21 protein-coding genes are annotated in these 25,411 nt (G+C 58.3%); 3 read left to right on the top strand and 18 right to left on the bottom strand.

Annotated elements, in window-relative coordinates; all coding sequences use genetic code 11:
* Positions 1–159: 159 nt before the first annotated feature.
* The 9 genes from FJE54_RS07765 to FJE54_RS07725 all read right to left on the bottom strand — a co-directional run bounded on the left by FJE54_RS07765 (position 160) and on the right by FJE54_RS07725 (position 10,097).
* Positions 160–819, bottom strand: coding sequence for a TorD/DmsD family molecular chaperone (locus tag FJE54_RS07765; RefSeq protein WP_139652113.1), 660 nt, complete (start codon positions 817–819; stop codon positions 160–162).
* Positions 820–917: 98 nt separating this feature from the next.
* Positions 918–2,138 (bottom strand): NrfD/PsrC family molybdoenzyme membrane anchor subunit, encoded by a 1,221-nt coding sequence (gene nrfD, locus FJE54_RS07760; protein WP_139652112.1) that lies wholly within the window; start codon positions 2,136–2,138, stop codon positions 918–920.
* A gap of 12 nt (positions 2,139–2,150) precedes the next feature.
* The gene (locus tag FJE54_RS07755; protein WP_139652111.1) at positions 2,151–2,768 is read right to left on the bottom strand and encodes a 4Fe-4S dicluster domain-containing protein; all 618 of its coding nucleotides are present in this window, start codon (positions 2,766–2,768) and stop codon (positions 2,151–2,153) included.
* Positions 2,769–2,778: 10 nt separating this feature from the next.
* Positions 2,779–5,208 (bottom strand): molybdopterin-dependent oxidoreductase, encoded by a 2,430-nt coding sequence (locus tag FJE54_RS07750; RefSeq protein WP_139652110.1) that lies wholly within the window; start codon positions 5,206–5,208, stop codon positions 2,779–2,781.
* 268 nt (positions 5,209–5,476) lie between these two features.
* Entirely contained in the window at positions 5,477–6,415 is a 939-nt protein-coding gene (locus tag FJE54_RS07745; protein WP_139652263.1) for a slipin family protein, read from the bottom strand.
* A gap of 78 nt (positions 6,416–6,493) precedes the next feature.
* Positions 6,494–6,976, bottom strand: a complete 483-nt coding sequence (locus FJE54_RS07740; protein ID WP_139652109.1) for a GntR family transcriptional regulator — start codon at positions 6,974–6,976, stop codon at positions 6,494–6,496.
* A gap of 51 nt (positions 6,977–7,027) precedes the next feature.
* A complete protein-coding gene (nrfD, locus tag FJE54_RS07735) occupies positions 7,028–7,993 on the bottom strand; it encodes an NrfD/PsrC family molybdoenzyme membrane anchor subunit (RefSeq protein WP_255467273.1) in 966 nt (321 codons plus the stop codon).
* Positions 7,994–7,995: 2 nt separating this feature from the next.
* A complete protein-coding gene (locus tag FJE54_RS07730) occupies positions 7,996–9,300 on the bottom strand; it encodes a radical SAM protein (protein WP_139652107.1) in 1,305 nt (434 codons plus the stop codon).
* A gap of 245 nt (positions 9,301–9,545) precedes the next feature.
* The gene (locus FJE54_RS07725; protein ID WP_139652106.1) at positions 9,546–10,097 is read right to left on the bottom strand and encodes a hypothetical protein; all 552 of its coding nucleotides are present in this window, start codon (positions 10,095–10,097) and stop codon (positions 9,546–9,548) included.
* A 249-nt stretch (positions 10,098–10,346) separates the two neighbouring features.
* Between FJE54_RS07725 and FJE54_RS07720 the strand changes: the two genes are divergently transcribed.
* The 3 genes from FJE54_RS07720 (at position 10,347) to FJE54_RS07710 (ending at position 14,626) form a co-directional block, all read left to right on the top strand.
* Positions 10,347–10,802, top strand: a complete 456-nt coding sequence (locus FJE54_RS07720; protein ID WP_139652105.1) for a protease inhibitor I42 family protein — start codon at positions 10,347–10,349, stop codon at positions 10,800–10,802.
* Positions 10,803–11,473: 671 nt separating this feature from the next.
* The gene (locus tag FJE54_RS07715; RefSeq protein ID WP_139652104.1) at positions 11,474–13,336 is read left to right on the top strand and encodes an ABC-F family ATP-binding cassette domain-containing protein; all 1,863 of its coding nucleotides are present in this window, start codon (positions 11,474–11,476) and stop codon (positions 13,334–13,336) included.
* Positions 13,337–13,390: 54 nt separating this feature from the next.
* Positions 13,391–14,626: a DEAD/DEAH box helicase gene (locus FJE54_RS07710; protein ID WP_439653128.1), complete on the top strand. Its 1,236-nt coding sequence runs from the start codon at positions 13,391–13,393 to the stop codon at positions 14,624–14,626.
* A 125-nt stretch (positions 14,627–14,751) separates the two neighbouring features.
* Here FJE54_RS07710 and FJE54_RS07705 read toward each other — a convergent pair whose 3' ends face one another.
* The 9 genes from FJE54_RS07705 to FJE54_RS07665 form a co-directional block, all read right to left on the bottom strand.
* Entirely contained in the window at positions 14,752–15,396 is a 645-nt protein-coding gene (locus FJE54_RS07705; protein ID WP_180326632.1) for a TorD/DmsD family molecular chaperone, read from the bottom strand.
* An 80-nt stretch (positions 15,397–15,476) separates the two neighbouring features.
* The gene (gene nrfD / locus FJE54_RS07700; protein ID WP_139652101.1) at positions 15,477–16,706 is read right to left on the bottom strand and encodes an NrfD/PsrC family molybdoenzyme membrane anchor subunit; all 1,230 of its coding nucleotides are present in this window, start codon (positions 16,704–16,706) and stop codon (positions 15,477–15,479) included.
* A gap of 13 nt (positions 16,707–16,719) precedes the next feature.
* Positions 16,720–17,337 (bottom strand): 4Fe-4S dicluster domain-containing protein, encoded by a 618-nt coding sequence (locus FJE54_RS07695; RefSeq protein ID WP_139652100.1) that lies wholly within the window; start codon positions 17,335–17,337, stop codon positions 16,720–16,722.
* 7 nt (positions 17,338–17,344) lie between these two features.
* Positions 17,345–19,762 carry a molybdopterin-dependent oxidoreductase gene (locus tag FJE54_RS07690; protein WP_139652099.1) on the bottom strand — a complete coding sequence of 806 codons (2,418 nt, stop codon included), beginning with the start codon at positions 19,760–19,762 and terminating at the stop codon, positions 17,345–17,347.
* A gap of 206 nt (positions 19,763–19,968) precedes the next feature.
* Positions 19,969–20,928: a putative endonuclease domain-containing protein gene (locus tag FJE54_RS07685; RefSeq protein ID WP_139652098.1), complete on the bottom strand. Its 960-nt coding sequence runs from the start codon at positions 20,926–20,928 to the stop codon at positions 19,969–19,971.
* A gap of 569 nt (positions 20,929–21,497) precedes the next feature.
* On the bottom strand, positions 21,498–22,439 hold the full coding sequence (locus tag FJE54_RS07680) for a slipin family protein (protein ID WP_139652097.1): 942 nt from the start codon (positions 22,437–22,439) through the stop codon (positions 21,498–21,500).
* Between the two features lie 10 nt (positions 22,440–22,449).
* Complete coding sequence (locus FJE54_RS07675) at positions 22,450–22,851, bottom strand: GntR family transcriptional regulator (protein WP_255467272.1); 402 nt, start codon at positions 22,849–22,851, stop codon at positions 22,450–22,452.
* Positions 22,852–22,935: 84 nt separating this feature from the next.
* Positions 22,936–23,853 (bottom strand): NrfD/PsrC family molybdoenzyme membrane anchor subunit, encoded by a 918-nt coding sequence (gene nrfD / locus FJE54_RS07670; protein ID WP_180326631.1) that lies wholly within the window; start codon positions 23,851–23,853, stop codon positions 22,936–22,938.
* 149 nt (positions 23,854–24,002) lie between these two features.
* Positions 24,003–25,274: a helix-turn-helix transcriptional regulator gene (locus FJE54_RS07665; protein WP_139652094.1), complete on the bottom strand. Its 1,272-nt coding sequence runs from the start codon at positions 25,272–25,274 to the stop codon at positions 24,003–24,005.
* Positions 25,275–25,411 lie beyond the last annotated feature (137 nt).

Here is a 25,411-nt window from a genome sequence, read left to right as displayed (position 1 = left end):
CGCGCATATACAACGAGAAAAGGTTTGTACAGCGGAAACACGCAGGAAGATGGACTTACTCCGAATCGGTTCTAAACAGGTCGTTGGGCGATCGAGAGCCGAGATCGTATGCCTCAATCGCAATGAGGAAAAGCCGGTTCGGTGCGTCTGGCAGATACCCTAACCCCTACTCCGCAGCACGTTGGCATGCCACGCAAGTACGCTTTCGGCCAAGCCGAGCAACGCTGCAAAGTACCCATCGGGATACGCTTGCGCCACCCGTGCTCGAAACGCTCCGATCCATGCAAGCGGATGGCGGTCGATGAAGTCCAAAAGCTCGGATGGGTCCAACTCATCGCCTCCCACCGCAGCAGCTCCGCCGACCGAGCCTGCAAGGGCGGCACAGCGGGTCGAGAGATACAGAAGCTCGATACCCATGTGATCCTCGTACTGACGGTTCTCGTTCTGCAACTCCAGCCCGGCTTCCCGCAGGATCCGCTTCATCTCGAACGTCGGCTCGCCGAACCCAACCGTGGCATCCGCAGATCGGTACAACGTTTCCCACGGGGCCGCGGCCGGCGAGGGAGGTCCGACGAACAGGCGCGTATACTCGACAGCGGCCCGCTCTACCGCATCTTCGCCCTGCGCCGCCGCCTGCTCGGCATAGCGCGCGCACTCGGCGACAGCTTCGCCGACTGATTGGTCGCCGAAACCGGGAAACGACTTCCAGAACGTGGGGTCGATGCCCACTGCCGCAGTCTGGGTCATCGGCTTAAGCAGCGAATTGCCGAGAAAGCCGTAGACATCGGCTAGAACGGCTAAAGGGATGGTGGCAGACATGCGAATCTCCTTCGGAATTTGCGTCGAGGCGGGCGACGCGGCGTTCGAGTAGCACCGCAAAGCCGCCTGCGCACAGCTGCGCAGGCGGCTTGGGGCACCTAAACGGCTTCGCCCACTGGCCCGCATTCGGACGTCTCGGCATCCGAAGCGGTACGATTTCCGGGTAGCAGCCTCTTGCAGAGGATCATGAACGCGAGCACGCCGAGTGATACCACGCCGACGGCAACGACGATCTCGACCCATGTCGGCGCATACGCGCTTGCAAGCGCCCACGCTTCGCTTCCCGCAGCATGGGCAGCAGACGACGATCCGCCGATGATTCCGGGGGCACCGGCAACGTTGAACTCAGCAAACGAGGTGAGCAAGAGCCACAAGCGCTTGCAGAACACGCCGACGACCACGCAGACGCTCGCCGCGGCGACGAGCCCCATGCGAGCCCGGTTTTTCGCGAACACGAGAATGGCGAACGGGATCAGGATGCCCACGATGATTTCGAACCAGAAAAACGGAGCGGTTGCCCCCGTAGCCATGATCGCGAGCGTCTCCGCTCCCGCAGCCCCGGGGTACGCCATGGTCAGAACTTCGCATCCGATGAGGAAACCGTCGATGGCGATGCAGACGGCGAGCAGCCCCGCAAGGTTGGAGAGTAGCTTCTTATCGGTCTTGAACAGACCCGATTTATTCAACCCCATGAGGGAGAGCAGCAGCAACGCCAAGCCGGAGTCCATGGCGGATACGACGAACAAAGGAGCCATGATGGCCGAGTACCAACCTTCGCGAGCCAGTTCGAGCCCGAATATCCAAGCGGTCACGCTGTGGACGAGGATGGCGACCGGCAGCGCGAAGCGGGACACGATGGCCACGCGGTTCTCGGCACCGGGCTTCTTCGACATCATGAACACCAGATACACGACATTGATGGCGAGGTACAGCGTGATCACGCAGATGTCCCAGAACAAAGGCGAGGTCGGATTGGGCGATACGATGATCTGCCACACCCTCTGAATGCTGCCGAGGTCGATGAGCACGAACATGCCGGCCAAACAGATGCACACGGTCGAGAGGATAACGGCGGGAAGCGCCACCTTCTTGTATTCCTTGACGTGGAATACGCTCGCCGACGAGGCCACGATGAGCCCGCCTGCGGAAAGCCCGACGAAGAACATGAAGCAGGTGATGTAGAGGCCCCAGGAGGTGCCGTTGTTCATGCCGGTGACGCCGAGGCCGCCCACGAGCTGGTAGATCCACGCGGCGATGCCCGCCGCCGTCAGAACTGCGAGCACGCCCGCAGCAGCTTTGAATTTCACTGAAGTTTGCATTGCGCGCACCCCTTATCTGAAGTAGTGGACTTGGGGACGGGTACCCTGCTCCTCGAGCAGCACGTCCGCGTTTCGCTCGCGTACGATCCGCGAGATTTCGCTATCGGGATCGTCGAGATCGCCGAATACACGCGCCCTCGTCGGGCAGCACGCAACGCACATGGGATCCTCGCCGCGATCGGTACGCTCCTTGCAGAGCGTGCACTTCTCCACGACGCCCTTGGGTCTCACGGGCACTTCTTTGTCTCCGTACACGAAATCGGGACTGCGGCTCGGCTCGTTCCAATTGAATACGCGTGCGTTGTACGGGCACGCCGCCATGCACATGCGGCAGCCGATGCACTTGTCGTAGTCGATCTCGACACGGCCTTTGTCGTCTTTGTACGTGGCACCCGTCGGACACACTTTCTGGCACGCGGGGTTTTCGCAGTGCTGGCAGGCAACGGGAAGATAAGTACGGGAAAGGTTCGGGAATTCTCCCTGGGCCCCGTCGATCACATCGCAGCCATCCGTTATGACGCGGTTCCAGCGCATGCCCGAAGGAACGCTGTTTTGCATTTTGCATGCGTAGGCGCACGTTTGGCAGCCGATGCAGCGGGTTTCATTGATGGCTATTCCAAGCTTAGTCATTTCGCACCACCTAAGCCTTTTCGATTTGGACGAGGGTATCGTTGTAGGGTATCTGGGGACCGTGGTACATCGCGTAGCATCGCTCGTTGCGCGCCGGATTCGTCACGTTCTGCAAGAAGCCCTCTTTGTAGTATTTCGTATAGGTCGTCTCGGCCATGAACAGCACGCCAGGCTGCAAGCCGGGATTCACAAGCGCCGTGCAAACGAACGATCCTCGATCGTTGTACACCTTCACATCGTCACCGGTCTTGATGCCGCGCGCTTCCGCGTCGGACGGGAAGATGTTGACGCAAGGGCCGTAATCCTCCTGGAACCACTGGGATGCGCTGTAGTACGCGTGGATACGGTAGCGCGATTTGCCCTGCATGAAGTAGAGGGGGTAGGTTTCCTTAAGCGGGTTCTTCTCGTACGCCTCGTTCGCATCTTCGTACACCGGGAACTGATGGCCCTGATCCAATAGGTATTCGTAGTAGAGCTCGATCTTCGTCGAAGGCGTATTGTACACCTGGTCGGCGTGTCCGTCGGGACGCCAATCGTCACCCGTTCCCGCTATCGGCATGCAGCCGCCGTTCTTGAGCAGCGCGTCGTAGGTGATGCCCTTCATGTTCGGGTCGAGTTTGTCGACGCCCTCGAGGGAGAACCTTGCCAGCTCTTCGTACGTTTTCGGCAGAAGATCCTCAAGGCCCCATTTGGCAGCGAGCAGCCGCTCAATCTGCAAGTCGCTTTTCGACTCGAACAGCGGATCTATCATGCCGTTCGCGAGCATGACGTAGCCGAAGCTGTCGCGCAATTGCTTGACGTCTTCCTCGCACTCGAACTTCGTGCACGCAGGCAGCACGATATCGGCGTAATCGACAGCCGATGAATGGTAGATGTCGATAATGGCGAAGAAGTCGAGGCCCTTCACCCATTCGAGCATATCGTTGGCGCTTGCCGCTTCGAGCGTGAACGCATCGCCGAAGGTGATCGCGCAATGGATGTTGTTTTCCACATACGGCATCTCGTACATGGCTATGCCGGAGTCGTTGTAGTGGTATTTCTCGGGAAGAACCCAGGGATTCATCGTTGCAGCAGGATTGTCCGACCCCACACCGCCGTAGAAACCGAAGCCCGAGCCTTTGCGACCGTAGTTGCCGGTTATCGCGGTGAGGATCGACATGGAATGCCCGAGCACGTCGGCGTTCGTATACTTGTCGGGTCCGCCCAAACCATAGTCAATGATCGCAGGGCCGTTATTCGCGTAGCGGTCGGCAAGCTCGACGATCGTAGCCTGATCGATTCCCGACGTTTCAGCGGCCCACTCGATCGAATAATCGGAAATCCACTCTTTCATGAGCGTGAACTCGGTGGCGAACTCTTTGCCGCCCACCTTCCACGTACCTTCGAGAGCAGGTTCGACGCCCTCGGCATCGTAGAGTTGGGGCGAATCGCTCACCTGATCCCACACGTACGGCGCACCCGTTTCCTCGGCTGTCACCACCGTCGGATTGGGGCACAGCACCTCGTCGCTGCGATAGCTCTTGCCGGTCTTTCGGTCGACCAAAAACGAAAGCGACGTGTTCGCGCGCATGAATTCCTCGTCGTACCACTCGTTGTCGACGATTGCGCGGATCATGCCTTGTATGACCGCCGCATCGGTGCCGGGAAGAACGGGCAACCACAGATCGGCCTTAGATGCCGTACCGCTGAAACGCGGATCGAGTGCGACGATATAGGTGCCCGCCTCCTTTGCGTCCATCAGGGCACGCGACCAGACGATTCCACTCTCGAGCGGGTTATGCCCGACTTCGATGATGGTCGCCGCGTCGGAGAACTCCCAGATGGAACGGGACGGACAGTAGCTGAACGCACCGAAAGCCGGCGTTTGCCCGTTCGGCTGACCGCGGTCGAGGCCCCAGTTGCCTCCTTGGTCGGCCAAGAGCAGCTGGCCGATGAAATCAAAACCGATCGAAGCCTCGGTCGATTTGCGAACGAATACGGAATCCTTTCCGTACTTGTCCCACGAATCGTTGACGGCCTTTGCGACCGCATCGATCGCCTCATCCCAAGAAATCGCTTCGAATTTGCCTTCGCCCCGCTCGCCGACTCGTTTCAGCGGCGTCTGCAGCCGGTCTGTCGAGTATATGTGCTCGATCTCGTTGATGCCGCGCAGGCATACGGTGCGATGGCCCTCGTCGACAAGGTCGCTCGGTTCGATAAGAGACACGCGCTCGTCGCGAATCGTGCACTTGAGGTTGCACCCTGTCAAACAGTGGAACTGGTGGCAGAGGTGCGCCACCCTCTCTTCCGGCTCGGCGAGAGCCTTCGCGGGTGCAAGCCATCCCTCAGCCGTTGTCATGCTTGCAGCACCTGCAAGTCCCAGCACCCCCGCAGCAGCGCCGGAGGCCTTCAAGAAATTTCTGCGCGTAAGCCCGCTGTGCGAGCTGTTAGCTTCTGGCATTTCTCCTCCTAAAGCTTTGGCAGGATATCTATCGATCTGCCCGCCGCACGTGATCGCGATTTCACTGTGCGGGCGCAATTCCGTAGATCCCCATCGTCCCGTGTCGGAATTGGCCAAATCCGTCTATCACGCACTATACGAAATAATCATATGACAATCAAGAATTGTCATATGATTATTTTCCAAGTTTTATTCTATTTTATGAATAATATATATCTAAGAATACCCGTGTCGAGCGGGGTCAGTCGATTCCTAGCGTGAATCACGCTTACGCACCGGCAATCGAATCCTTGACGCTGTCGGGAAGCACGTCGCCGAAACCCTCCGAGAACGAGCTCGGAACCACCACGGTTCCCCCTGTCTCCCGAACGCTTTCGTAGAGCAGATGCATTGCGCGCAGCCTGAGCGCGGCATCGTTTTTGGAGTAGGAATCGCCCATGTCGCTCATCATCTCGCAGATGTCCTGCTCGGCCTCCATCAGGATGATACGCGCCTTCTTGCGCTGCTCCGCCTGCGCCTCGAGCGACATGACCTCCTGCAGCTCCTTGGGCAGCAGGATATCGCGAACCTCGACCGAAAGGATCGTGATGCCCCAGGGCGCCACCTTCTCTTCGAGGATGCGCTTGAGCTCCCGATCGAGCTGCTCGCGGCGGATCGCAACCTCGGCGACCCCCGCCCGCCCGATCGCGTCACGCAGCGCCGTCTGGGCAGCCAGTTCAACGGTTCTCGTGAAATCGCCCACCTCCGTACAGGCCGCCTTCGCATCCCACACCATCCAGAACAGAACGGCGTTCACGTCGAGGGGAACTAGATCGGCGGTTAGCGTCTCTTCCGCTCCGAAGGAAGTGGCCCGCACGCGCCCGTCAACACGCATGGTGTTCTGCTCGACAACCGGTATGGTCCAGAAAAGCCCCGGCCCCGAAACGCGGTTGAACTCGCCGAAGCGAAGCACAACGACCTTTTCCCACTGCTGGGCGATGTGGACCGACGACATCACAGCGAGTGAGACAACCAGAGCGAGGAGAAGCGCGATCACTCCGATTTCGCCCGTCAACGCCCAAGCCGCCGCCAAAACCAGGCCAAAGGCAAGAAGGAAGACCACTGCCGAAAACAAGATCACACCCGAACTCGAGGCGCGCTCTCCAACCACCTCGGTACTCGCCTCGGGAACTACGCGAAACCGGGATCTTCGCTGCGGGGAGTTCACCGCATCACGGCCCCGCGACGATCTGCCCGCCGAATACCCCGCCGCGTACGCGTTTTCCTTTTCGATACTCACGACATCCTACCTTTCGCCTTCGCGCATCGCACGCTTCGCGCCGATGTCGATCGCAACGATTCGGCCCGAGCCTGCGGGTGGCGTCTCGCCGGCATCCACCAGGCCCTCTGCAACTTTGATCTGCTTGATCTTCTTCGCCATGCATTTTTCGATGTCGTCAAGCGGCAAACCGAGATCGCGGCATGCGAGCACGCAGTCGTCCATGATCCGCTCGATTTCCTTGGTGTACTCTTCGTCCAGCTCGGCATCGAGGTCGCGGACGAACACCCCCCGCCCCCGCGTCGATTCCAAATAGCCGTCCGACACCAGGCTCAGATACGCCTTGTTCACCGTGTTGTAGTTGATGGAGATGTCCGACGCAAGTCCGCGCACCGTCGGCAGCTGATCGCCCGGCTTGAAATAGCCGGAGTTGATGAGGTAGATGAGCCGCTGGCGCAGCTGCACCCACAACGGCACATCGCTTGTCGTATCAACTTCGAATGGAAACATAGTTCACCTTACGTCGCTTCGAACACAAACCCGCAAATCCTTGTGGATCCGTCATCCGCCCGCAGCCAGCGCAAGCACCGGATGCATGCCGGCCTCCACAATGCAGAATCGCATAACGAACCCGCCGAACAGCACGCACGCAGAAATCGCAAGCGCCAATCCGCGCGATGAGACTTTCGCGCAAAGCAGCGCCACCGCTTCGAGTGCGAAAGGCAGCACGAGGCCGACACCGACAAATCCGACCCACAACAGCCCCGCGTTCGAGCCCGCAACTAACTCGCGATACGAACCTATCGCGGCCTTTGCCGTGCCGCTCGGCTCGGCGCCGATCGCACTGGCGCATGCAACGAGAAATGCCGCAACGGCTGCCGCTTCGAGAACGATAACGATCACGTCGCATGCGATGAGCCTCTTGAACAGCGAGGGGAACATGCTGCCCGCTTCGCCGAAATGCGCCACGCCGACCACGAGCGCGATGCCGCACGATACCGAAGACAGCACGAAGATCACTGGGAGCCACGGTACCGTCCAGAGCGGCACCGCAGCCAAGCTCTGTAGCAGCAACCCGGTGTACACCATCGATACGAGCGCAACGGGAACGGAAAGCACCTCGAACGCCCGCGCCAGGCCAACGGGAACATTCCGCACGACACCCGTCCACACCAAGGCCAACATGACCGTCAGCACGAAGCAGGCGGCATACGCGTATGCACCCACGGCGATATGGGAAAGCGACGGCACAGTCAGTAAAAGCAGCAATCGATCGGCGCGGCCCAAATCAGCGATGAGGCACACCATGCCGAGCAGGAGAACAACGAGGGCGCACGCGTAAGCCGGGACGAACAGGCCTCTATACGAGCCAGACGCTGCGAAAACCGTGCCGGTTCCACCGCGCAATCGCTTCGGTCGAGCGGTCAGCTCAGACGGCACGAGCAACCCGACTACGGCAAGAACCAGACACGCCCCCGCACCCGCTCCGCCAAGGAAAAGATACAGTATGATCGGAAGGCCGAACACCGTCACCCCTCGGCACGTGCAGTTATCGGAGTCAACGCCAGTTCGCGCAGGATCACGCCCTCGTCGCGCCATTCGAGCACGTTGGCCGATTCGGCAAGATCGACGGGCACACCCGCAAGCAATGCCGAAAGGTCGGGGTGGACAATAAGGCACTCATCTTCCGTATCGTAGCGCCAGCTGCGCCCCTCGCCGTCTGCCGCTTTCTCGCTGAGCACAATGCGCGCTGCTTGGGCGCTAGCCCCAAACGTCTTGACGGTTTTCCAAAAGAAGTCGTTCTGGTCGAGCTCGTAGCACAGGTCATCGAACGGTACGGCATGGTTTTGCTGGCATATCTGATCGCGGTGCTTGTTCTCGAGCGAGCAGTAGTGCACACCCATCGCGAACTCGCGGTCAAGTGCGAAATCGAGCAGTTCGAGGCATGCCTCCTCGCTTCCCTCGATGGGGAGGCTACCAGCGTATTCGTAGTTGTACAGTATCGGAAACGGCGGGTTCTTCACTTTGAAGCCGCGTCGCGCGAACTCGGTCCAATCGGTAAACGGGAAGCAGAACTCCAGCAGGTTGATGCCCGTGATGCCGATAGCGTCGAGCTCTTCGAGGAGCTGTTTCATCTCATCGGTCGTGCCCGGCATAACCGGCATCTCCACCATCACGTCGACGTCGTGTTCGCACGCCATGCGGATGCGGTCGAGCACGCCTTCTTGTACCGTCTTGTCGTCTTCGAGCTTGATGCTGAAGCGGATCTCGCACAGGCCGCGAGCGATCATGTCTTCGAGCACCTGTTCGTCGAGCAAGTCGCCCGCAGTGTAGAGCCGCAGGTGCGCCGAAGGCCACAGGGCGTGGGCCTCTTCGAAGAACGCGAGCGTTTCGTGCGCGCGAAGCAACGGCTCGCCGCCCGTGAGCGCGATGTGCGTCATGGCGCGGCCTTCGCGTGCGAGCTCGCGGAACTCACCGCGCCAATCGCGGTCGTGCTCGAGATGCTCTCGATAGTCGAGCTGGTTAGGGTTGAAGCAGAAATAGCAGTTCCGGTGGCAGCGCAGCGAAAAGTAGAACGTCTGGCTGCCCGCACACCCCGTACAGGCCACGCATGCCGTCGATATTCCGTTAATCGATATGCTCGCGTCTCCGTTTCTGAACAGCGCCCCCTTATCGCGCAAGCGCTTTTTGAGAGCAGCGTTTTCTTCGGCGTGCATAAAGCGATCGCCGAATTCGACGCCCGCATCCTCCAAAGATTGCATGAAGTCGGCGTAAATTCCCTCGTATTCGTCAAGCCACTCCCGAAGGATCGGCTCGGTTACTTCGTCCGCCATGTTCGTCCCCGCCTTCGCTTACCATGTGAGGCGACTGCACGCAGTCGCGATAATCATATGATAAGTCTACGATACGGAACAGGGCATGGCAAGGGCGCGCCAAGGCCCGAAATAACTTCCAACGATCTGGCACAGCACGCCATCGCACGGTACGCGGCGCGATACGGCAATCCAGAGGCGCTGCGCCGCATCGGACAGCAGCACGCCCTAGCACAGAACGCGGCAGGAACGGTCAAGAAACCTCCTTATCGATGCCCGCACACGCATGCTGCCGTTTCCGCAAGCATCCGCCCGCGGTCGCTCAAAGCGAACAGCGGGCTATCGAACGCGACGCAGGCCGGGACAATGTTGATGCTTTCGGGCGGCTGCTTGAACCCGTCGACTCCCGGACGACTTTCGGGAATACGCGACACGTCAGCATCGATCGGCACATATATGTCGTAGGCGCAAGCCTGTCCCGAATCCGACTCCCAGCCCTCGCGCCACACGCGTACGAAATCGCTTCTCCCCACCACTTCGACAAGCCGCGCAAGCGTCAGATCGGGATCGCATGCAACAAGCGCCACCAGGTGCGCGTTCCCATCGACCAGACAGAACCGCCCCGCAACCTCATTGACAATCATCGCCTTACCAGATCCGCACGGGTATTCCTCGTCGATGAACGCTTTCGCGCCTTCGCGCTCGATCCGCTCGCAAAACGACTGCAACCTCGTGCGTGCCGAGTCATCTTCAGTAAAGTAACGATGATGCCGCACGGCCCCTACGAAACCGCCGCATCGCTCGCTCATCGCATTCATCGCCGCCTCCTTCGTCCAGCACCCGCATCCCTATAACCAGGGTACATCTATAGCGCCAGTGGCGACCTTCCCGCATCCAGCGCCACCCTCGCCCACGGGGACCTTGCGTCCGCCGCACTGCATGATACCGCCGAGTCCTTCGTTGCAGCAACGTTCCCGCACAAAAACGAACAGATTACCTTCTAATCGCTTGGACGGTCGTTGCCCGTATACTGGCATCATCTGAAAGCGAACCACCAAGGAGCAATTATGGATACCTCACAAACAAAGCCTATATCGAAGATAGCCCTCGTCATCGCAGGCATCGCGGCGCTGGCAGTCGTCGCCGTGCTTTCGTCATGCTCGTCGACGCCGCAGCAAACCATCAAGATCTCGCTGCAATCGAACGCGGGGACCGGATACGAATGGGTCGTCGACGGCGAAACGCCGAGCACGCTGCAGCAGATGGAAGCGAACACCGAACCGGAAAGCAGCGACGAGATGGCAGGCGGTCCCGTCACGACCACCTACATGTTCCAAGCTATCCAGGAAGGCGATGGCACCATCTCGTTCAGGCTCGAACGCTCATGGGAACCCGCCGAAGATGATCTGCAGGTCACCTATCACTTTACCGTTGACAAGGATCTCAACGTCACATTCGACGGCTCCGAAGGAACGTACATCGAGGGCGAGGAAATCCCCCAACCCGAGATTTACGCGCAATAGCACCGTTTGCACGACAGAGCACGGGGCACCGTGCTGATACTTGGCAGAACCTGGTGCCCCGCTCTTGTCGCTTGAATCAGAAGCAAGCTCTCACCACAGTCGATCGCTACGGTGCGAGTAACCACGCTTGCCGCCCACCAACCTGAGCTGCCGGCCGGCGGTCCGCTTGCAACCGAAGCATCGCCCAGGGCAAGAAAACCAGCTCTTTGTAACGGATTTTTGCGGCTTGTGCACGCCTTTCGGGTCGTTCAGCGGTCTTTTCCGGCCCGTTCGCAGCAGTCGTGCTGGCCTGCTCCCATCTTTCTAACGTTTTGCCTGATGAGATGGCACGATCCCGAACCCATGGGGCGGAAGCGGCCTAGCTGCGCTTTCCGCCGTGCACAAGTCGCAAAAATCCGTTACTCGAAGTCGTTTTTTCTGCCCCGACGATGCAAACCGACGAGATACGCTTCATAAGATCACGACCTCGGCCATAAGCGCGATTCAGTTAGCCAAGGTTAGCCTTCGCACACAACACCCGCATTGACCGGACATTTCTTATCCATCGAGGCAAAGGACCGCTCCCAGTCAGCTCCTTCCCATAGGGTACGCTTTCCGCCCCATACACACGCCATCTCCCCCATTCGCCCAACTTCGGCTATCATAGACGCTTGAGCAAGAAAGGTATCTGCGTGGCGATTCTCATAACTTCGAAAGATGCCGAGCTGGAGTTTCCTACCAAGAAGGTTTTCGACTCGGTCACCCTCGGCGTCAATACCGGCGATCGCATCGGCATCGTCGGCAAGAACGGCGACGGCAAATCTACGCTGCTTGGCCTGCTCTCAGGCGCTATCGAACCCGACTTGGGCGAAATAATCAAACGAAGCGGCGTCACCGTCGGCAGGCTCGCCCAAGCAGACGAACTCGCCGATGAAGACACTATCGAGCACGCCGTGGTGGGCGATGTGCCCGAATACACCTGGGCCGCCGACCGCACAATCCGCAAGATCATCGCCGCCCTTTTAGGCGACATCCCCTGGGACGGACCGGTCGGCGAGCTTTCGGGCGGCCAGCGCAGGCGCGTCGACCTCGCCCGCCTGCTCATCGGCAACTGGGATGTGCTCATGCTCGACGAACCCACCAACCACCTCGACGTGCACGCGATCGCCTGGCTCGCCGACCACCTCAAGCGGCGCTGGCCAAAAGCCGAGGGCGCACTGCTCGTGGTTACGCACGACCGCTGGTTCCTCGATGAGGTCGCAACGAGCATGTGGGAGGTCCATGACGGCATGGTCGAGCCGTTCGAGGGGGGCTACTCTGCCTACATCCTGCAGCGCGTCGAACGCGACCGCCTCGCACAGGTTGCCGAGCAAAAACGCAAAAACCTCGCCCGAAAGGAACTCGCATGGCTTTCGCGGGGTGCTCGTGCCCGTTCCTCCAAACCGAAGTTCCATCTCGAAATCGCCCGCGAACTCATCGCCGATGAACCGCCGCCGCGCAATCCTCTGGAACTGAAGCGCGTTGCAGTCACCCGCCTCGGCAAGCAGGTCATCGATCTTCTGAACGTGAGCGAGTCGTTCGGTGAGAAAACGGTGCTCGACGATGTGACGTGGCTCATCGGGCCCGGCGACCGCTTGGGCATTCTCGGCGAGAACGGCGCAGGCAAAACAACGCTTCTGCGCGTGATCGACGGCACACTCGCCCCCACCAAGGGTCGCGTGAAAACCGGCAAGACGGTGAAAATCGCTGTACTCTCGCAACGACTCGACGAACTCGAAGCGCTGTCGGGCGATCGGGTGCGCGAGGTGCTCGCCCGCTACCATACGCGCTATATGGTGGACGGCAAATCCATCACGCCTGCTCAGTTGCTCGAGCGCCTGGGATTCGAGCGCAATCACCTGCAAGCGTTCGTAGCCGACCTGTCGGGCGGGCAAAAGCGCAGGCTCCAGCTTTTGCTGACGCTTCTGCAAGAGCCCAACGTGCTCATCCTCGACGAGCCGGGCAACGACATGGACACCGACATGCTCGCCGTGATGGAAGACCTGCTCGATTCATGGCCGGGCACGCTCATCCTCGTCAGTCACGACCGCTACCTCATGGAGCGCGTCACCGACGACCAGTTCGCGCTCATCGACGGGAAGATTCGCCACATGCCGGGCGGTGTCGACGAGTTCTTACGCGTACTCGACCAGCGCGACGAAAAGGCGCATGCGGGGGATGCCAGCGGAAAGCCCACCGCAAACAAACAGGCATCCGGAACGAGAGCAGAAAATGCCCACAAGCCGAACGCGAGTAGCGAAGACGGCGATCCCAGCCATCAACCTGCGCTTACCGGCGGCGAGGCGTACCAAGCACGCAAGACCCTCGCAGCAACCGAGCGCAAGATAGCCGCTCTCGAGGAGCAGGCCGAGAAAACGCGCGCCGGCATGCACGACATCGACCCGACCGATTTCGTAGCGCTCGGCGATAAACAAGCGGAAGTGCAGGCGATCCTCGATCAGATCACCGAACTCGAGGAGCTGTGGATTAACCTATCGGAACAACTCGGCGAATAAGCCGAACGCGCACGCTGCGGCATGCGAGACCATACTATGTTTTGGAGAAGTACTGTGAGCACAACGTTTCAAGACCTCGGCCTGTCCGAGACTACCCTGAAGGCCGTCGAGAAGATGGGCTTCACCACGCCTACCCCAGTGCAGGAGCAGGCGATTCCCCTTGCCCTCGAAGGTCGCGACGTCGTAGCCGCCGCCACCACCGGCACCGGCAAAACGGCGGCGTTTGCGCTTCCGCTGATCGAGCGCATCGGGCATGCCAAGCGTCCCGGCTCACCGCGAGCGCTCGTCGTGAGCCCCACGCGCGAGCTCGCCCAGCAAATCGATGCCGCCTGCACGGAGCTTGCGAAAGGATCGGGGCACCGTATGCTCACCGTCGTCGGCGGCGTTCCGTACAAGGGTCAGCTTGCCAAGCTAAAAAAGGGCATCGACATCCTCGTTGCCACACCGGGCAGGCTTTACGATCTCATGGAGCGCGGCAACGTCAAACTCAAAGACGTGGAGGTGCTCGTGCTCGACGAAGCCGACCGCATGCTCGACATGGGATTTTGGCCAACCATGAAAAAGGTCGTCGCCGCCACGCCGAAAACGCGCCAGACCCTGCTTTTCTCGGCAACGCTCGACCGTAAGGTCATGCAGAACGTCTCGCCGATACTCAAAGACCCTGCATTCGTGGAGGTATCGCATAAGGGCGAAACCGCCGATACGGTCGACCAGTTCATCATCCCGATCGGCCAGATGAAGAAGCCTGAACTTCTGCGCGCCGTCCTTGAAGAGCGCGGCAGCAAGCGCGTTATCATCTTCACCGGCACCAAAACCCGCTCCGAGATCTGCATGAACCAGCTGAAGCGCGCAGGCTACCGCGTCGATTCCATCCACTCCGACAAGACGCAATCGCAGCGCAAACGCGCACTCGACAACTTCAGCAAGGGAGACATCGACGTGCTTATTGCCACCGATGTGCTCGCCCGCGGCATCGACGTATCGAACATCGACTACGTGATCAATTACGACCTGCCCGACAACCCCGAAGACTACGTGCACCGCATCGGCCGCACCGGACGCGCCGGGGAAACCGGCTACGCGATCTCGTTTGTAAGCCCCGAGGCGAAGCCCGAGCTGCTCGAAATCGAAAAGCTGCTCGACACGAAGATCCCCCTCATGCACCTCGAAAGCTACGATACGTCGGAGGCCGAGGCCGAGCTCAAGAACCACTACGTCCCGAAGTCGAACCAACGCAGCGCTGCCGCGTTCTCGCACGCCATGCGCGGCAGAGGGCGCGGCAGGAGGTAGACGGGTCATCGCAGTTCAAACATACCTCTGATAGCCGACATAATCGAACGCCTTTCACACGCAACGCAAGCGGCCGCACCCATCGGATGCGGCCGCTCTCTTTGTAAAGCAAACAACGTCACCACCTAAGAGGCAAGCGCTGCTTTCTGCCATGCCAGCACACCTTCGGCAAGTTCGAGCAATCCCGCCACATACCCGCGCGGATACTCCGCATCGACCTTCTCGCGCAGCGCTTCGATCCACGAAAGCGGATGATCGTCGATAAAGCGGGCGATCTTCTCTTCGGCATCTTCCCCGCCCTCGCCCCCTGCCAAGCGGCGGCACAGCTCGGACAAGTACAAAAGCTCGATGCCGATATGATCTTCGCACTGATTGTTCTCGTTTTTCACCTCAAGGCCCGCTTCGCGCAGAAGCCTGCGCATCCGAAACGTTGCCTCACCGAATCCGACGGTCGCTCCGTCCGCACGATTCATCGTCTCCCACGGCGCAGCAGCAGGTGCAGGAGGTCCGATGAACAGGCGCGTGTATTCGACGGCCGCCTGCTCGATAGCTTTTTCCTCGCCGAGCGTCTGCGCATCAAAAGCGTATGCGCGCAGGTTCGAGAGGCCGCCCTCTACGTGCTCGCCCGAGAAAACGATCGGAAAATCCTCCCAGAACGCCGGGTCGAGTCCGATCGAGGGCGTCTGGTTCATCGGCTTTAAGAGCGAATTGCCGATAAAGCCGTACGTTTCACCAAGGAGCATCCATGTTTCCCGATTCAAAGCGTTCATCGAAGGTCCTTCCGTCAACTCGGTGTGCAAGACGGTGCTGTGCCCACTGTAGCGAGCACAGCACCGTCGATCCATTACAATCAGGCGGTCTGCGCAGCGGTCGTCGAGCAATCGTCTGATGCCGGATCGTCCGCTTCGCCTTTCGGAGCTTGAGCCAGAAAACGCCTCGAAAGCAGCATGAAGGCCAACACCCCAAGCGACACCACGCCGATGACCACAACGATCTCAACCCATGTGGGAGCATATGCACCCGTAAGCGCCCACATCTCGGCACCCGTCGCATGAGCTGCTTTGCTCGACCCCGACGCAATGCCCGGCGCGCCGTAGAGGTTCGGGTGGATGAACGAGGTGAACAGAAGCCATACGCGCTTGAAGAACACGCCGACGACTACGCACACCGAGGCGAACAACACGAGTCCCGTTTTCTGCCGGTTTTTCGCGAACACGAGAATGCAGAACGGAATGATGAGACCGAGAATGATTTCGCCCCAGAAGAAGAGCGCCGTCGAACCGGTGAACATCTCGCCGAGCAAAGCCATACCGCCTGTAGCCTGGGGATACGCAACCGTCAACAGCTCGCAGCCAACGAAGAACGCGTCGATGGCAATGCAGGTGGCAAGCAAGCCCGCAAGGTTAGCGATCAGCTTCTTGTCGACGTCGAACAGCTTCGCCTTCTTCAGTCCCGAAAGCGCAAGGATGAGCAGCGCCAAGCCGGAATCCAAAGCCGAAGCAACGAAGATCGGAGCCATGATTGCCGAGTACCAGCCTTCGCGCGCGATCTGAAGTCCGAAGATCCATGCGGTCACGCTGTGGACGAGGATGGCGACGGGCAGCGCGAAGCGGGACACGATGGCCACTTTGCGAGGATCGGCCTTCTTCGACACCATGAAGTACAGGTACACGATGTTGATGATCAGATACAGCGTAATCACGCAGATATCCCAGAACAGAGGTGACATGACGTTCGGCGAGAGCAGCAGCTGGTAAATGCGCTGGACGCCGCCGAGGTCGATGAGCACGAACATGCCGGCTAAACAAATGCACACGGTCGAGAGAATGACAGCGGGAAGCGCCACCTTCTTGTATTCCTTCACATGGAAGACCGATGCCGACGAGGCCACGATGAGCCCGCCTGCGGAAAGCCCGACGAAGAACATGAAGCAGGTGATGTAGAGGCCCCACGAGGTCCCGTTGTTCATGCCAGTGACGCCGAGACCGCCCATGAGCTGATAGATCCAAGCGGCGACGCCAACAACGGTGAGGACGCCCAGAACCGCCGCGGTAACCTTAAACGCATTCGATGTTTTCATTATTCCTCACCCCTTACACGTAGTAGTAGACTTGCGGCTCGGTGCCCTTTTCCTCGAGCAGCCGCGTAGATTGCCTCTCGCGAAGGACGTGCGATATCTCGCTATCGGGATCGTCGAGATCGCCGAACACGCGCGCCTTCGATAGGCAGCACCGCACGCACATGGGTTCCACGCCGCGGTCGGTACGTTCTTTGCAAAGCGTGCATTTCTCAGCTACGCCTTTGGGACGCACGGGAACATCTTTGTCTCCGTAGTTGAAATCGGGATCGCGCTTCGGCTCGTCCCAGTTGAACACACGTGCGTTATACGGACATGCCGCCATGCACATGCGACAACCGATGCACTTGTCGTAGTTGATCTCCACGCGACCCATCTCGTCTTTGTACGTAGCACCCGTCGGGCACACCTTCTCACACGCGGGATTCTCGCAGTGCTGGCACGCGACAGGCACCGTCATACGCGAAAGGTTCGGATACGTGCCCTGAGCCCCAACTTCCGCATCGCAGCCCTCGTTGATAACGCGAACCCACATCATTCCCATGGGCACATTGTTTTGCATTTTGCATGCCACCGCGCACGTGTTGCACCCTGTGCAACGATCCACATTGATGGCTATACCGTATTTCGTCATCACCCACCTACGCTTTCTTCACTTCGATAAGCGTGTCATTGAACGGTATGACCCTTCCTTTGACAAGCGCTTTTCCTCGAGGATTAACGGCATCATTCGTTACGTTTTGGAGATTGCCGAAGTTCATGTACTTACCCCATATCCCTTCGACGACGACGGCCATACCCGGACGAACCGCCTCAGTGGCAACGCACTCGCAGCTAAAGGAACCGCGGTCGTTGAAGGCTTCCACCATGTCACCTGACGAGAGGTTGCGCGCGACAAGGTCGATAGGATTCATTTCGATCGTGGGTTTGTAGTACTGGCGCATCCACGTAGCGTCCATAAAGTTTTGGTGGATAAAGTACTTCGATCGACGCTGCGTCATATGGAGCGGGTACGTCTCGCGCAACGGGTTATCCGCGCGAGCCTCGTGGGGAGCTTCGTATTGAGGCAGAGCCTGATCGTAGCCCACCAAATTCTCGTAATACACGTCGATCTTCCCCGACGTGGTTTTGTACGTCTGATTGCTGTAGCTTCGCGAGATGTCCGGCTGGTCCTTGAGTGCAACGACCCCGTTGTTTGCGATAACCTCATCGAGCGTGATTCCGGCAAGGGCTTTGTCGGTAGACTTCTCAAGTTGATAGCGGGTAAGCTCTTCCTGACTTTTGGGCATCGCATCCCCGTACCCTAAGCGTTTTGCTATCTCGCATTCGATCCAAAAATCCGTTTTGCTTTCGAAGAGCGGTTCGAGAACTTTTTGCTGAAGCAGCACATGGCCTCGCAAAGCCCGCACGAAGCCCACTTCTTCGTCCAACTCGAAATGAGAACACACGGGAAGCACGATATCGGCCCAATCAACAGAAGGCGTATGCCAGATATCCTGGACCACGACGAAGTCGAGTGTTTTCGCCCATTCGTCGGTACGGTTCTGATTGCCGGCAATCTGCTGGAATGCACCGTTTTGCACCCACATGAACCTGATGCCGCTTTCCTCGTCGCGGAAGTCGACGCTGTCTTTAGCTGCTTTTGCGGTCGTGCATTCTTCAGGCAAGGGCCAGCTCGCAAGTTTGCCAGCACCGAATATTTTCTGATATGCGTTAACGTAGGCACCTGCGCCCCAACCAGGAATATCGGTACCGAACGATCCGACCAGCGTTGCGAGCAAAACAGCTGCATGACCCGCCACGTCTGCATTGTAGAACTTCTCGCCGCCGCCAAAGCCGAATGAAAGAATCGAGGGCCCGCAGTTAGCGTATTTATCGGTAATCTCGATAAGCGTCGCTTCGTCTATGCCCGTGGTCTCTGCAGCCCACGAAGACGTATACGGCTTTTGATTTTCTTTCAACAGCTTGAATACCGTCGCGTAGGTTTCGCCGTCAAGCGTGGTTTCGAAGTCGAGGGCGGGTACCGCTCCTTCCGCATCGTACTCGACCACTGAATGGGAGCCTTCATCCCACACCATGAACGGATTCTCGCTACCTGCCTGCTCGATATCGGTGGCGGGATCCCTTCTCAAAAGCGAACCATCGGCACGGTTGACCAAAAACGGCATGCTCGTATTCTCTTTGAGATACGGTTCGTTAAACCACTCGTTGTCCAAAATGATCGAAATCATTCCCAGGTAAAGCGCCGGATCGGTACCGGCAATCATAGGTACCCACTGCGTGCTCTTGGCTGCAGTGACGCAGAAGTTAGGATCAAAGGTGATGATCTCCGCCCCTGCCTCCTTCGCCTCGAAGAAGTACCGCGCTGTTACCATGCAGGTTTCGAGCATATTGCACCCGACGTTCAAGATGGTTTTAGCGTTCTTCCAATCGGTCACCTCGTTTGACGATGCACCCTGCTGACCGGATTCGGCTAACGCGGGAGAGAATCCGTTTCCCAAACCTATATCGATACCGCGGCGAGGCTTCTCTTGCCCCTTAAGTAGCTTTGGAAGCGATGTGGTCAAAGAATCAACCGCCGTTTGAAATGCGATAGCCTCGGCACCGTACGTATCCCACGTCTCTTTCACCTTCCCTGCAATGGTATCGAGTGCCTCATCCCATGTAATCTCGATAAATTCACCCGAACCGCGCTCACCGACGCGCTTAAGCGGAACCTGAAGTCGATCGATGCTGTACGTATGCTGGATCTCCGAGATTCCTTTGAGGCAAACGGTTTCGTTTCTCTTATCCGGCCAGTCATTGGGCTCGATAAGCGCAAGCCTCCCGTCGCGAACAGTGCACTTGAGATGACAGTTGCACTGGCAGTGGCGATAATGGAAGGTATAGCTCGTTTTTTCTTCTGATGATTCGGCATGAGCAGCCATCGGCGCAAGCCAGTTTTCTGCAGTTGTCATGCCAACGGCGCTTGCTAAGCCCAAAGCACCCGCCGTAACGCCTGCCGTTTTGAAGAAGCTCCTACGAGTGAGCCCGCTCTGCGGGCTTTTCTCTTCTGACATTTCTCCTCCTACATGCTACGTCGGAATACGATGCGAAATGTTATAGTTTAAGTAATATAATACCATTTCACGTGGCACAACCGCGCCGCGTACCCCCATCAACACATTCACAAGACCGGCCGGATCTTTGTAATCATATTATCATATTGAAATAGTACAATATAGCAATTTAATTATTTGAATTCAAGAATAATTTTGAAAGGCACTTACTGGCCAATATTCAAGTTAGCCCGCAAAGAAGCTCGTTGCTCTGTCCAATCACAGGGAGTCGATCGTCGATCGATGCCGAGGCATCGCTTTATCTGGTTGACGACGAGATCGAGTTCGCTTTGGTTGAGCATCTGCTGTTTCGTCACGGTGATCATCGTGTGAATACCCAATTCGGCAAGCGCTGTACGCCTGATCGAATCGCTCGGCACCTTCCCCTCATGCTCGGCTCCATCATATTCAACTGCGAGCCCGGCTTCCGGCCACAAGAGATCACATCGATAACTCGACCGCCCCGTTGCCTTTCGTATGGCTTCGGTCGTCGGAATCGACTGGTTGAGAACTGGCAGGGGAATGCCGTATCCTCCTAGAGTGATCGGGAAGCACAGCAAGATCACAAGGTTCGCCTCCATGGGCGATTCCGATCCGTCGCGAATGAACCGAAGGGCGCGTTTTGCTTGGACGATCCCCGGCATGCTACCGCAGCGTTGCAGGTATTCGGTCAATGCCGCAGCGCTTGTCAGCGGTGGTCCCTGAAAGAGGACCGGCTGCTCCCCTACGGGCATACGGAATGCACCGCATAACTCGAGACCCGTAAAAACAGCGAGCGGATACTTAACGAGATGCGCCGTTTGCACGAAGGCAAATTCGGGGCGACATGCATACACATCGTCGGAGATCCTGATAAACGACCCCCGCGGAACCCTCTTCGGACACACATGGCACACTGCATTTTTTCTTACGGTTCGAAGCTTCGCATTAGGTACGAGAAGGTGAACGGGCTCCGACAGAAATTCAAATCCCTGACTTCGAATGCGCTTTATGCGGGAAACGCTCAGGTTCTGAACACCTTCGCCGATCATGTCTGCAGCCGGAAAGCGTTCAGGGTGATATAGCAGGTGCTCATTGCCGAAGCGCCAAAACTCGAGAGCCGAGGTATGTGACAGAACGATCATCATGCAAGCAGAGTATCATGCATCACCTCGCAAATATATAGGCATTCTGGTATCTGATCAGGTATTGCTGGCTTTCGTCGTCTTGACCAGCCGTTTAATCTTCCCTGTTTGAACACTGCATTGCGGTGAAGGTGGCGAGGCATGATTGGTTCGTCTTTCCCCGATTGGTAATGTACACCCTGCATCGTTTTGTGATAAAAAACTGGGCGCTAGTCTGTTGGTCTTGAACGTTTTGCCTGATCGCAAAATATCAGCACTTCCGAGAAACGGAATAATCGTCGCAAAACGATGCAGGGTGTACATTACCTTCCGAAAACGCGCATCCGCCACTCGCACCAAAATGCTGCACTCGCAACGAAACACCTATGTGAATGGAAACGAGCGGTATAAAAGCAGTGCCACTCGGGTATCGCGGATCGCACCGCAAAGCCGCAGCTGCACTCGCAACGATCAGCAGCCCCCGGCCATCATCGTCGAACGGAATTGACCGAGCCGCGCCAACGCACAACGAACCGCCAGTCCACACGAGATTCCAGCGCCGTTTGCGATTCCCGGATCACGCCAGCGAACAGCTACTCGCTCCCAAACAGCTTGCTCACGTCGAATCCGTCGGCTAGCGAGCTCGGGGCGAGCACCATGCCGTTGCCGTCCTTCGCGCTTTCGTAGGCAAGGTTCATCGCGCGCAGCTTCATCGCCTTCGGGTTCTTATCGTACACTTCGGCCGCCTCGACGAACATCTCGGAGATATCCTTTTCGACCTCGGCGAGGATGATGCGCGCGTTTCGCTCGCGCTCGGCTTGCGCTTCCTTCGAAAGCGCATCCTGTAACTCCAGGGGAATCACGATATCGCGAATTTCAACCGACATGACGGTTATCCCCCACTGCTCGCATTTCGCCCCCATGACCTCTTGCAGCTCGCGGTCGATCTGCTTGCGGCGCATCGAAAGATCGGCGAGATTCACCTGACCGATAGCATCGCGCATGGCGGTCTGCGCCGACCAGAGCACGGCTTTCGGATAGTTCTCCACCTCAAGGCACGCCTTTTCGGCATCCCACACCATCCAGAACAGAATCGCATCCACATCGACAGGTACGAGATCGGCGGTAAGCGCCGCCTCCGCTGAAAAAGACGAGGTCATCACGCGATGATCGACATGAATCGCCGCGTATTCGACGAAGGGAATAAGCGCGTACACGCCCGGGCCCGCCACGCGGTTGAATCGCCCGAGGCGCAGCACCGTCACACGCTCCCATTGCGGCGCGATGCGGACGCACGCTGCAAGCAACAATCCGACGACGGCCGAGGCAATCACAGTGGCGATCGACATCCATGCGATTGTCGCTGCAAACACGATACCGAATCCGAGCACGAACATGACGATCGAGAACACGTACACGCCCGCTCGCGTGGCCTCGTTCGGCTCGAGCTCCGTCGCGGCAACCGAACGCCGTTCGTCGAGCTTCGGCGTCGAAACGTCTTTTCTCTTCTTCTCGCTTCGGAAGTTAAATTTCATAGCTGGCCCCTTACCGCTGATCTGCTTCTTGAAGGCGTCGTGCAACAAGCTCGGGGATATCTTGTCGGGGAATACCGAGCTCGCGGCATTGGCGAATGAAGTCATCGATAAGCGAATCCGCTTCGCTTTCCGCCGCTCCCTCGTTTTTTAAGTACTTGTCGGATACGAACGTGCCCCGTCCCCGATACGAAACGATATAGCCGTCACGCTCGATATCCTGATAGACCTTGCTGACCGTATTGTAGTTGATGCCCAGATCAACAGCGAGCTCTCGCACCGTTGGAAGCTTATCGTCACAAGCGAACGCCCCTGAGCTGATAAGATACACCAGACGGTTGCGAAGCTGCAACCAGATGGGGATGCCGCTATCGGCATCGATGGTGATCTGGATTGTCCGACTGTCGTTTTCCACTGCGTCCTTACATCTACTTTTTCGGATTAGAACCTCGTACATGATACAAGAGGCGACGGCAATTGCCATAAGAAACTATGACAATCACGAAAAGCCTCCCACGGCAAGCGGCGTATACAGAGCCGCTCCCACGATGCAGTACCGGACGAAGAACCCGCCGACGAGCACCCCTGCGCAGCCGAACAGCAAAAGCGCCTCGCCCCGCATCTTTTTGTACAGCACATGAATGAAAAACGGTGCAACGATGCCGCATACCACAATGCCGAGCCAAAAGAATCCTGCAAGATCGCCAGTCAGAAGCGCCTCGACCGAGGCGGAGGCCGTTTCAGAAAAAACAACTCGGTCGACAAGGTACGCAACCAGTACCGCCGCTTCGAGCAGACCGAGAATACCGCTTGAAAACCAGAGCCGCTCGGTCGGATCGGTCAGGCGATTGCCAAGCAGCGCCCCTATCGCGAGCACGCACGCCAGCCCCGTTGCAAGCGACGAGACGATGAACAGAAGGGGCAGAAGCCACGTGTGCCATACATCGATCGCTACGAGATCGGAAAGCAGCAAGCCCGTGTAGGTCATGACCCCGAGCCCGAGCGCGCTGCCGGCGATCCACGAGAACCAGAGAAACCACGAAGGAACGGTTCGGGCGACAAGGCCGCAAAGCGCGACAATCGCCGATAAGACCAGAAACAAAACTACGAGCCACGCTCCCACCGAAACGACCGATTCAAACGGCGTCAAAACCACCTGCCACGCTTTTTCGGGAGACCCCAAGTCGATGAACAAGACCAGCGCCGCCAACATCATGACAACCGGCGCAACGATAAATCCGCCCTGCGCGCGTACCGCAAGCGCTTCGGACGCATTCGTTCGCTTGAGCGCATCGTAGGCGGAGCAGAGGGAGGCGACAACGAAAGCACCGCTCGCTACTCCAGCAAGAAACAGGTACCACACGATGTACACGCTGAAAATCAAAGGCTCCCACGCATCCGCCGCCAGCATCCTCATACCGCCGCCCATTGTACCATCTTTGTCATAAAGAACTAGTACATTCACGTTCGGCCTTGATCGGAGCGAGCCGCTGCGACAAGACAAAGACCCCGGGTGCTGACCTGTAACCTGCACCCGGGGCCCTTGAACAACTTGTTCTGGTCGTCTTACTTCGCCTCCACCTCGATGACGTCGGCTTCTTTCTTGCGGCGACGCCACCAGCGGGAAGTCCAATGAACAGCCCACTCGACAAGGGGAATCGTGAGAAATGCGACCCAAGCGGGATGCGGCTGGTTCAGCACGAACGCCATCCAGAGAAACCACGCCGTCACTGCAATCGGGTACAGGCCGCCGACGAAGTGTGCGTATTTCTTCGATTCGACCGCATGTCCGATCATGTAATACACGGGAATCGTGAAGAACACGAACAAGCCCGTACCCCACTCGTTCGCCATAAACCCGAGCAGCAGGTACACGATGATGACGACGAGCGGGTACGGGAATTTCAGCCACCCAGCCATACGGTAGTGCTTGCGAACGGGAATGCTCTTGCCCACTTCGCTCCCGTAGCGGGCGCGCGCTTCTTCAAGCGTGTCGAAGTACTCGCCGTTGACGGTATAGCCGCTCGGCCGGCCCCAAGATCCGCCGTGTCCATGGCCGTATTTCTCGTTTGCATCGTGCCAGTTGTCGAACTGCTCGCCGTTGATCACGACCCCATCGCCCGTCCATGCGACGGTGTTGCCCTCGTCGTCGCCCGCAGCGCACCAGTCTCTGCCGCTGCCCTCGCCCGAACGCGTCCCTTCGTCGCGATGGCCGTGCCGGCGGCCATGGTTCGACCCCTCCTTCACGTGAACGCCGTTCCACCCAACATGGACCTCATCACCGTCTTTGGAATCCTTCACGTGGACGCCGTCGCGCCATGACACGTGCACATAGTCCTCTCCATCGAGCACGTGGATACCGTCGAGGCCGATGTGCACCTTCTCGGGCCCTTTGCCGCTTGTCCATCCCGAAGCGTGTGACGACGAAGTAGCCGTATCGTCCTCGACAGGTGTCGAGCTGGGCGCAGGAGGCGTTTCGGAGGCTGCGTTTGCCGATGACGCTTCGGCTTGTGGGATCCCCGACCCCGGCACCTGCCCGGATGACGGCGCCGGTCCGCTTTGGGTTGCTGCATTCGCCGCCGCACGTTCGGCTGCTCGGTCAATTTGCTCGAATACCACATCTTCCTCGATGCTGCCGTCTACATAGAGCAGGTCGTCGAGCGACACGCCGTAGAGCTTCGCAAGCGCGATGAGGTTATCGGTATCGGGTGACGATTCCGAGCGCTCCCACTTCGAAACCGCCTGCCGGGAAACTCCGAGCTTCTCTGCCAGACCTTCCTGGGAAAGCCCCGCTTCCTTGCGCCGTGCTGCGAGGCGCTCCGCGATCTCCACGTTCATCGTCAACCCTTTCTTCGGTATTGCTTCATCTTAACGTATCCCAGCTTACGGTTGCGGGCACGGCTGTTCGACCAATTCCAGTTGGAATTTTAGGAAACTATTGGTTGCGGGCATCGTTTTCCTTATCTGATCAGGAT

Origin of the sequence: Raoultibacter phocaeensis, assembly GCF_901411515.1 — a bacterium.
Taxonomy (GTDB): Bacteria; Actinomycetota; Coriobacteriia; order Coriobacteriales; family Eggerthellaceae; genus Raoultibacter; species Raoultibacter phocaeensis.
This window is presented reverse-complemented; position numbering and strand designations above follow the sequence as displayed.

Excerpts from the sequence above, each read along its gene's own strand:
- FJE54_RS07765 (WP_139652113.1), bottom strand. The coding sequence starts at position 819 with ATGTCTGCCACCATCCCTTTAGCCGTTCTAGCCGATGTCTACGGCTTT.
- nrfD (WP_139652112.1), bottom strand. The coding sequence starts at position 2,138 with ATGCAAACTTCAGTGAAATTCAAAGCTGCTGCGGGCGTGCTCGCAGTT.
- FJE54_RS07755 (WP_139652111.1), bottom strand. The coding sequence starts at position 2,768 with ATGACTAAGCTTGGAATAGCCATCAATGAAACCCGCTGCATCGGCTGC.
- FJE54_RS07750 (WP_139652110.1), bottom strand. The coding sequence starts at position 5,208 with ATGCCAGAAGCTAACAGCTCGCACAGCGGGCTTACGCGCAGAAATTTC.
- FJE54_RS07740 (WP_139652109.1), bottom strand. The coding sequence starts at position 6,976 with ATGTTTCCATTCGAAGTTGATACGACAAGCGATGTGCCGTTGTGGGTG.
- FJE54_RS07730 (WP_139652107.1), bottom strand. The coding sequence starts at position 9,300 with ATGGCGGACGAAGTAACCGAGCCGATCCTTCGGGAGTGGCTTGACGAA.
- FJE54_RS07725 (WP_139652106.1), bottom strand. The coding sequence starts at position 10,097 with ATGAATGCGATGAGCGAGCGATGCGGCGGTTTCGTAGGGGCCGTGCGG.
- FJE54_RS07720 (WP_139652105.1), top strand. The coding sequence starts at position 10,347 with ATGGATACCTCACAAACAAAGCCTATATCGAAGATAGCCCTCGTCATC.
- FJE54_RS07705 (WP_180326632.1), bottom strand. The coding sequence starts at position 15,396 with ATGAACGCTTTGAATCGGGAAACATGGATGCTCCTTGGTGAAACGTAC.
- nrfD (WP_139652101.1), bottom strand. The coding sequence starts at position 16,706 with ATGAAAACATCGAATGCGTTTAAGGTTACCGCGGCGGTTCTGGGCGTC.
- FJE54_RS07695 (WP_139652100.1), bottom strand. The coding sequence starts at position 17,337 with ATGACGAAATACGGTATAGCCATCAATGTGGATCGTTGCACAGGGTGC.
- FJE54_RS07690 (WP_139652099.1), bottom strand. The coding sequence starts at position 19,762 with ATGTCAGAAGAGAAAAGCCCGCAGAGCGGGCTCACTCGTAGGAGCTTC.
- FJE54_RS07685 (WP_139652098.1), bottom strand. The coding sequence starts at position 20,928 with ATGATGATCGTTCTGTCACATACCTCGGCTCTCGAGTTTTGGCGCTTC.
- FJE54_RS07680 (WP_139652097.1), bottom strand. The coding sequence starts at position 22,439 with ATGAAATTTAACTTCCGAAGCGAGAAGAAGAGAAAAGACGTTTCGACG.
- nrfD (WP_180326631.1), bottom strand. The coding sequence starts at position 23,853 with ATGAGGATGCTGGCGGCGGATGCGTGGGAGCCTTTGATTTTCAGCGTG.
- FJE54_RS07665 (WP_139652094.1), bottom strand. The coding sequence starts at position 25,274 with ATGAACGTGGAGATCGCGGAGCGCCTCGCAGCACGGCGCAAGGAAGCG.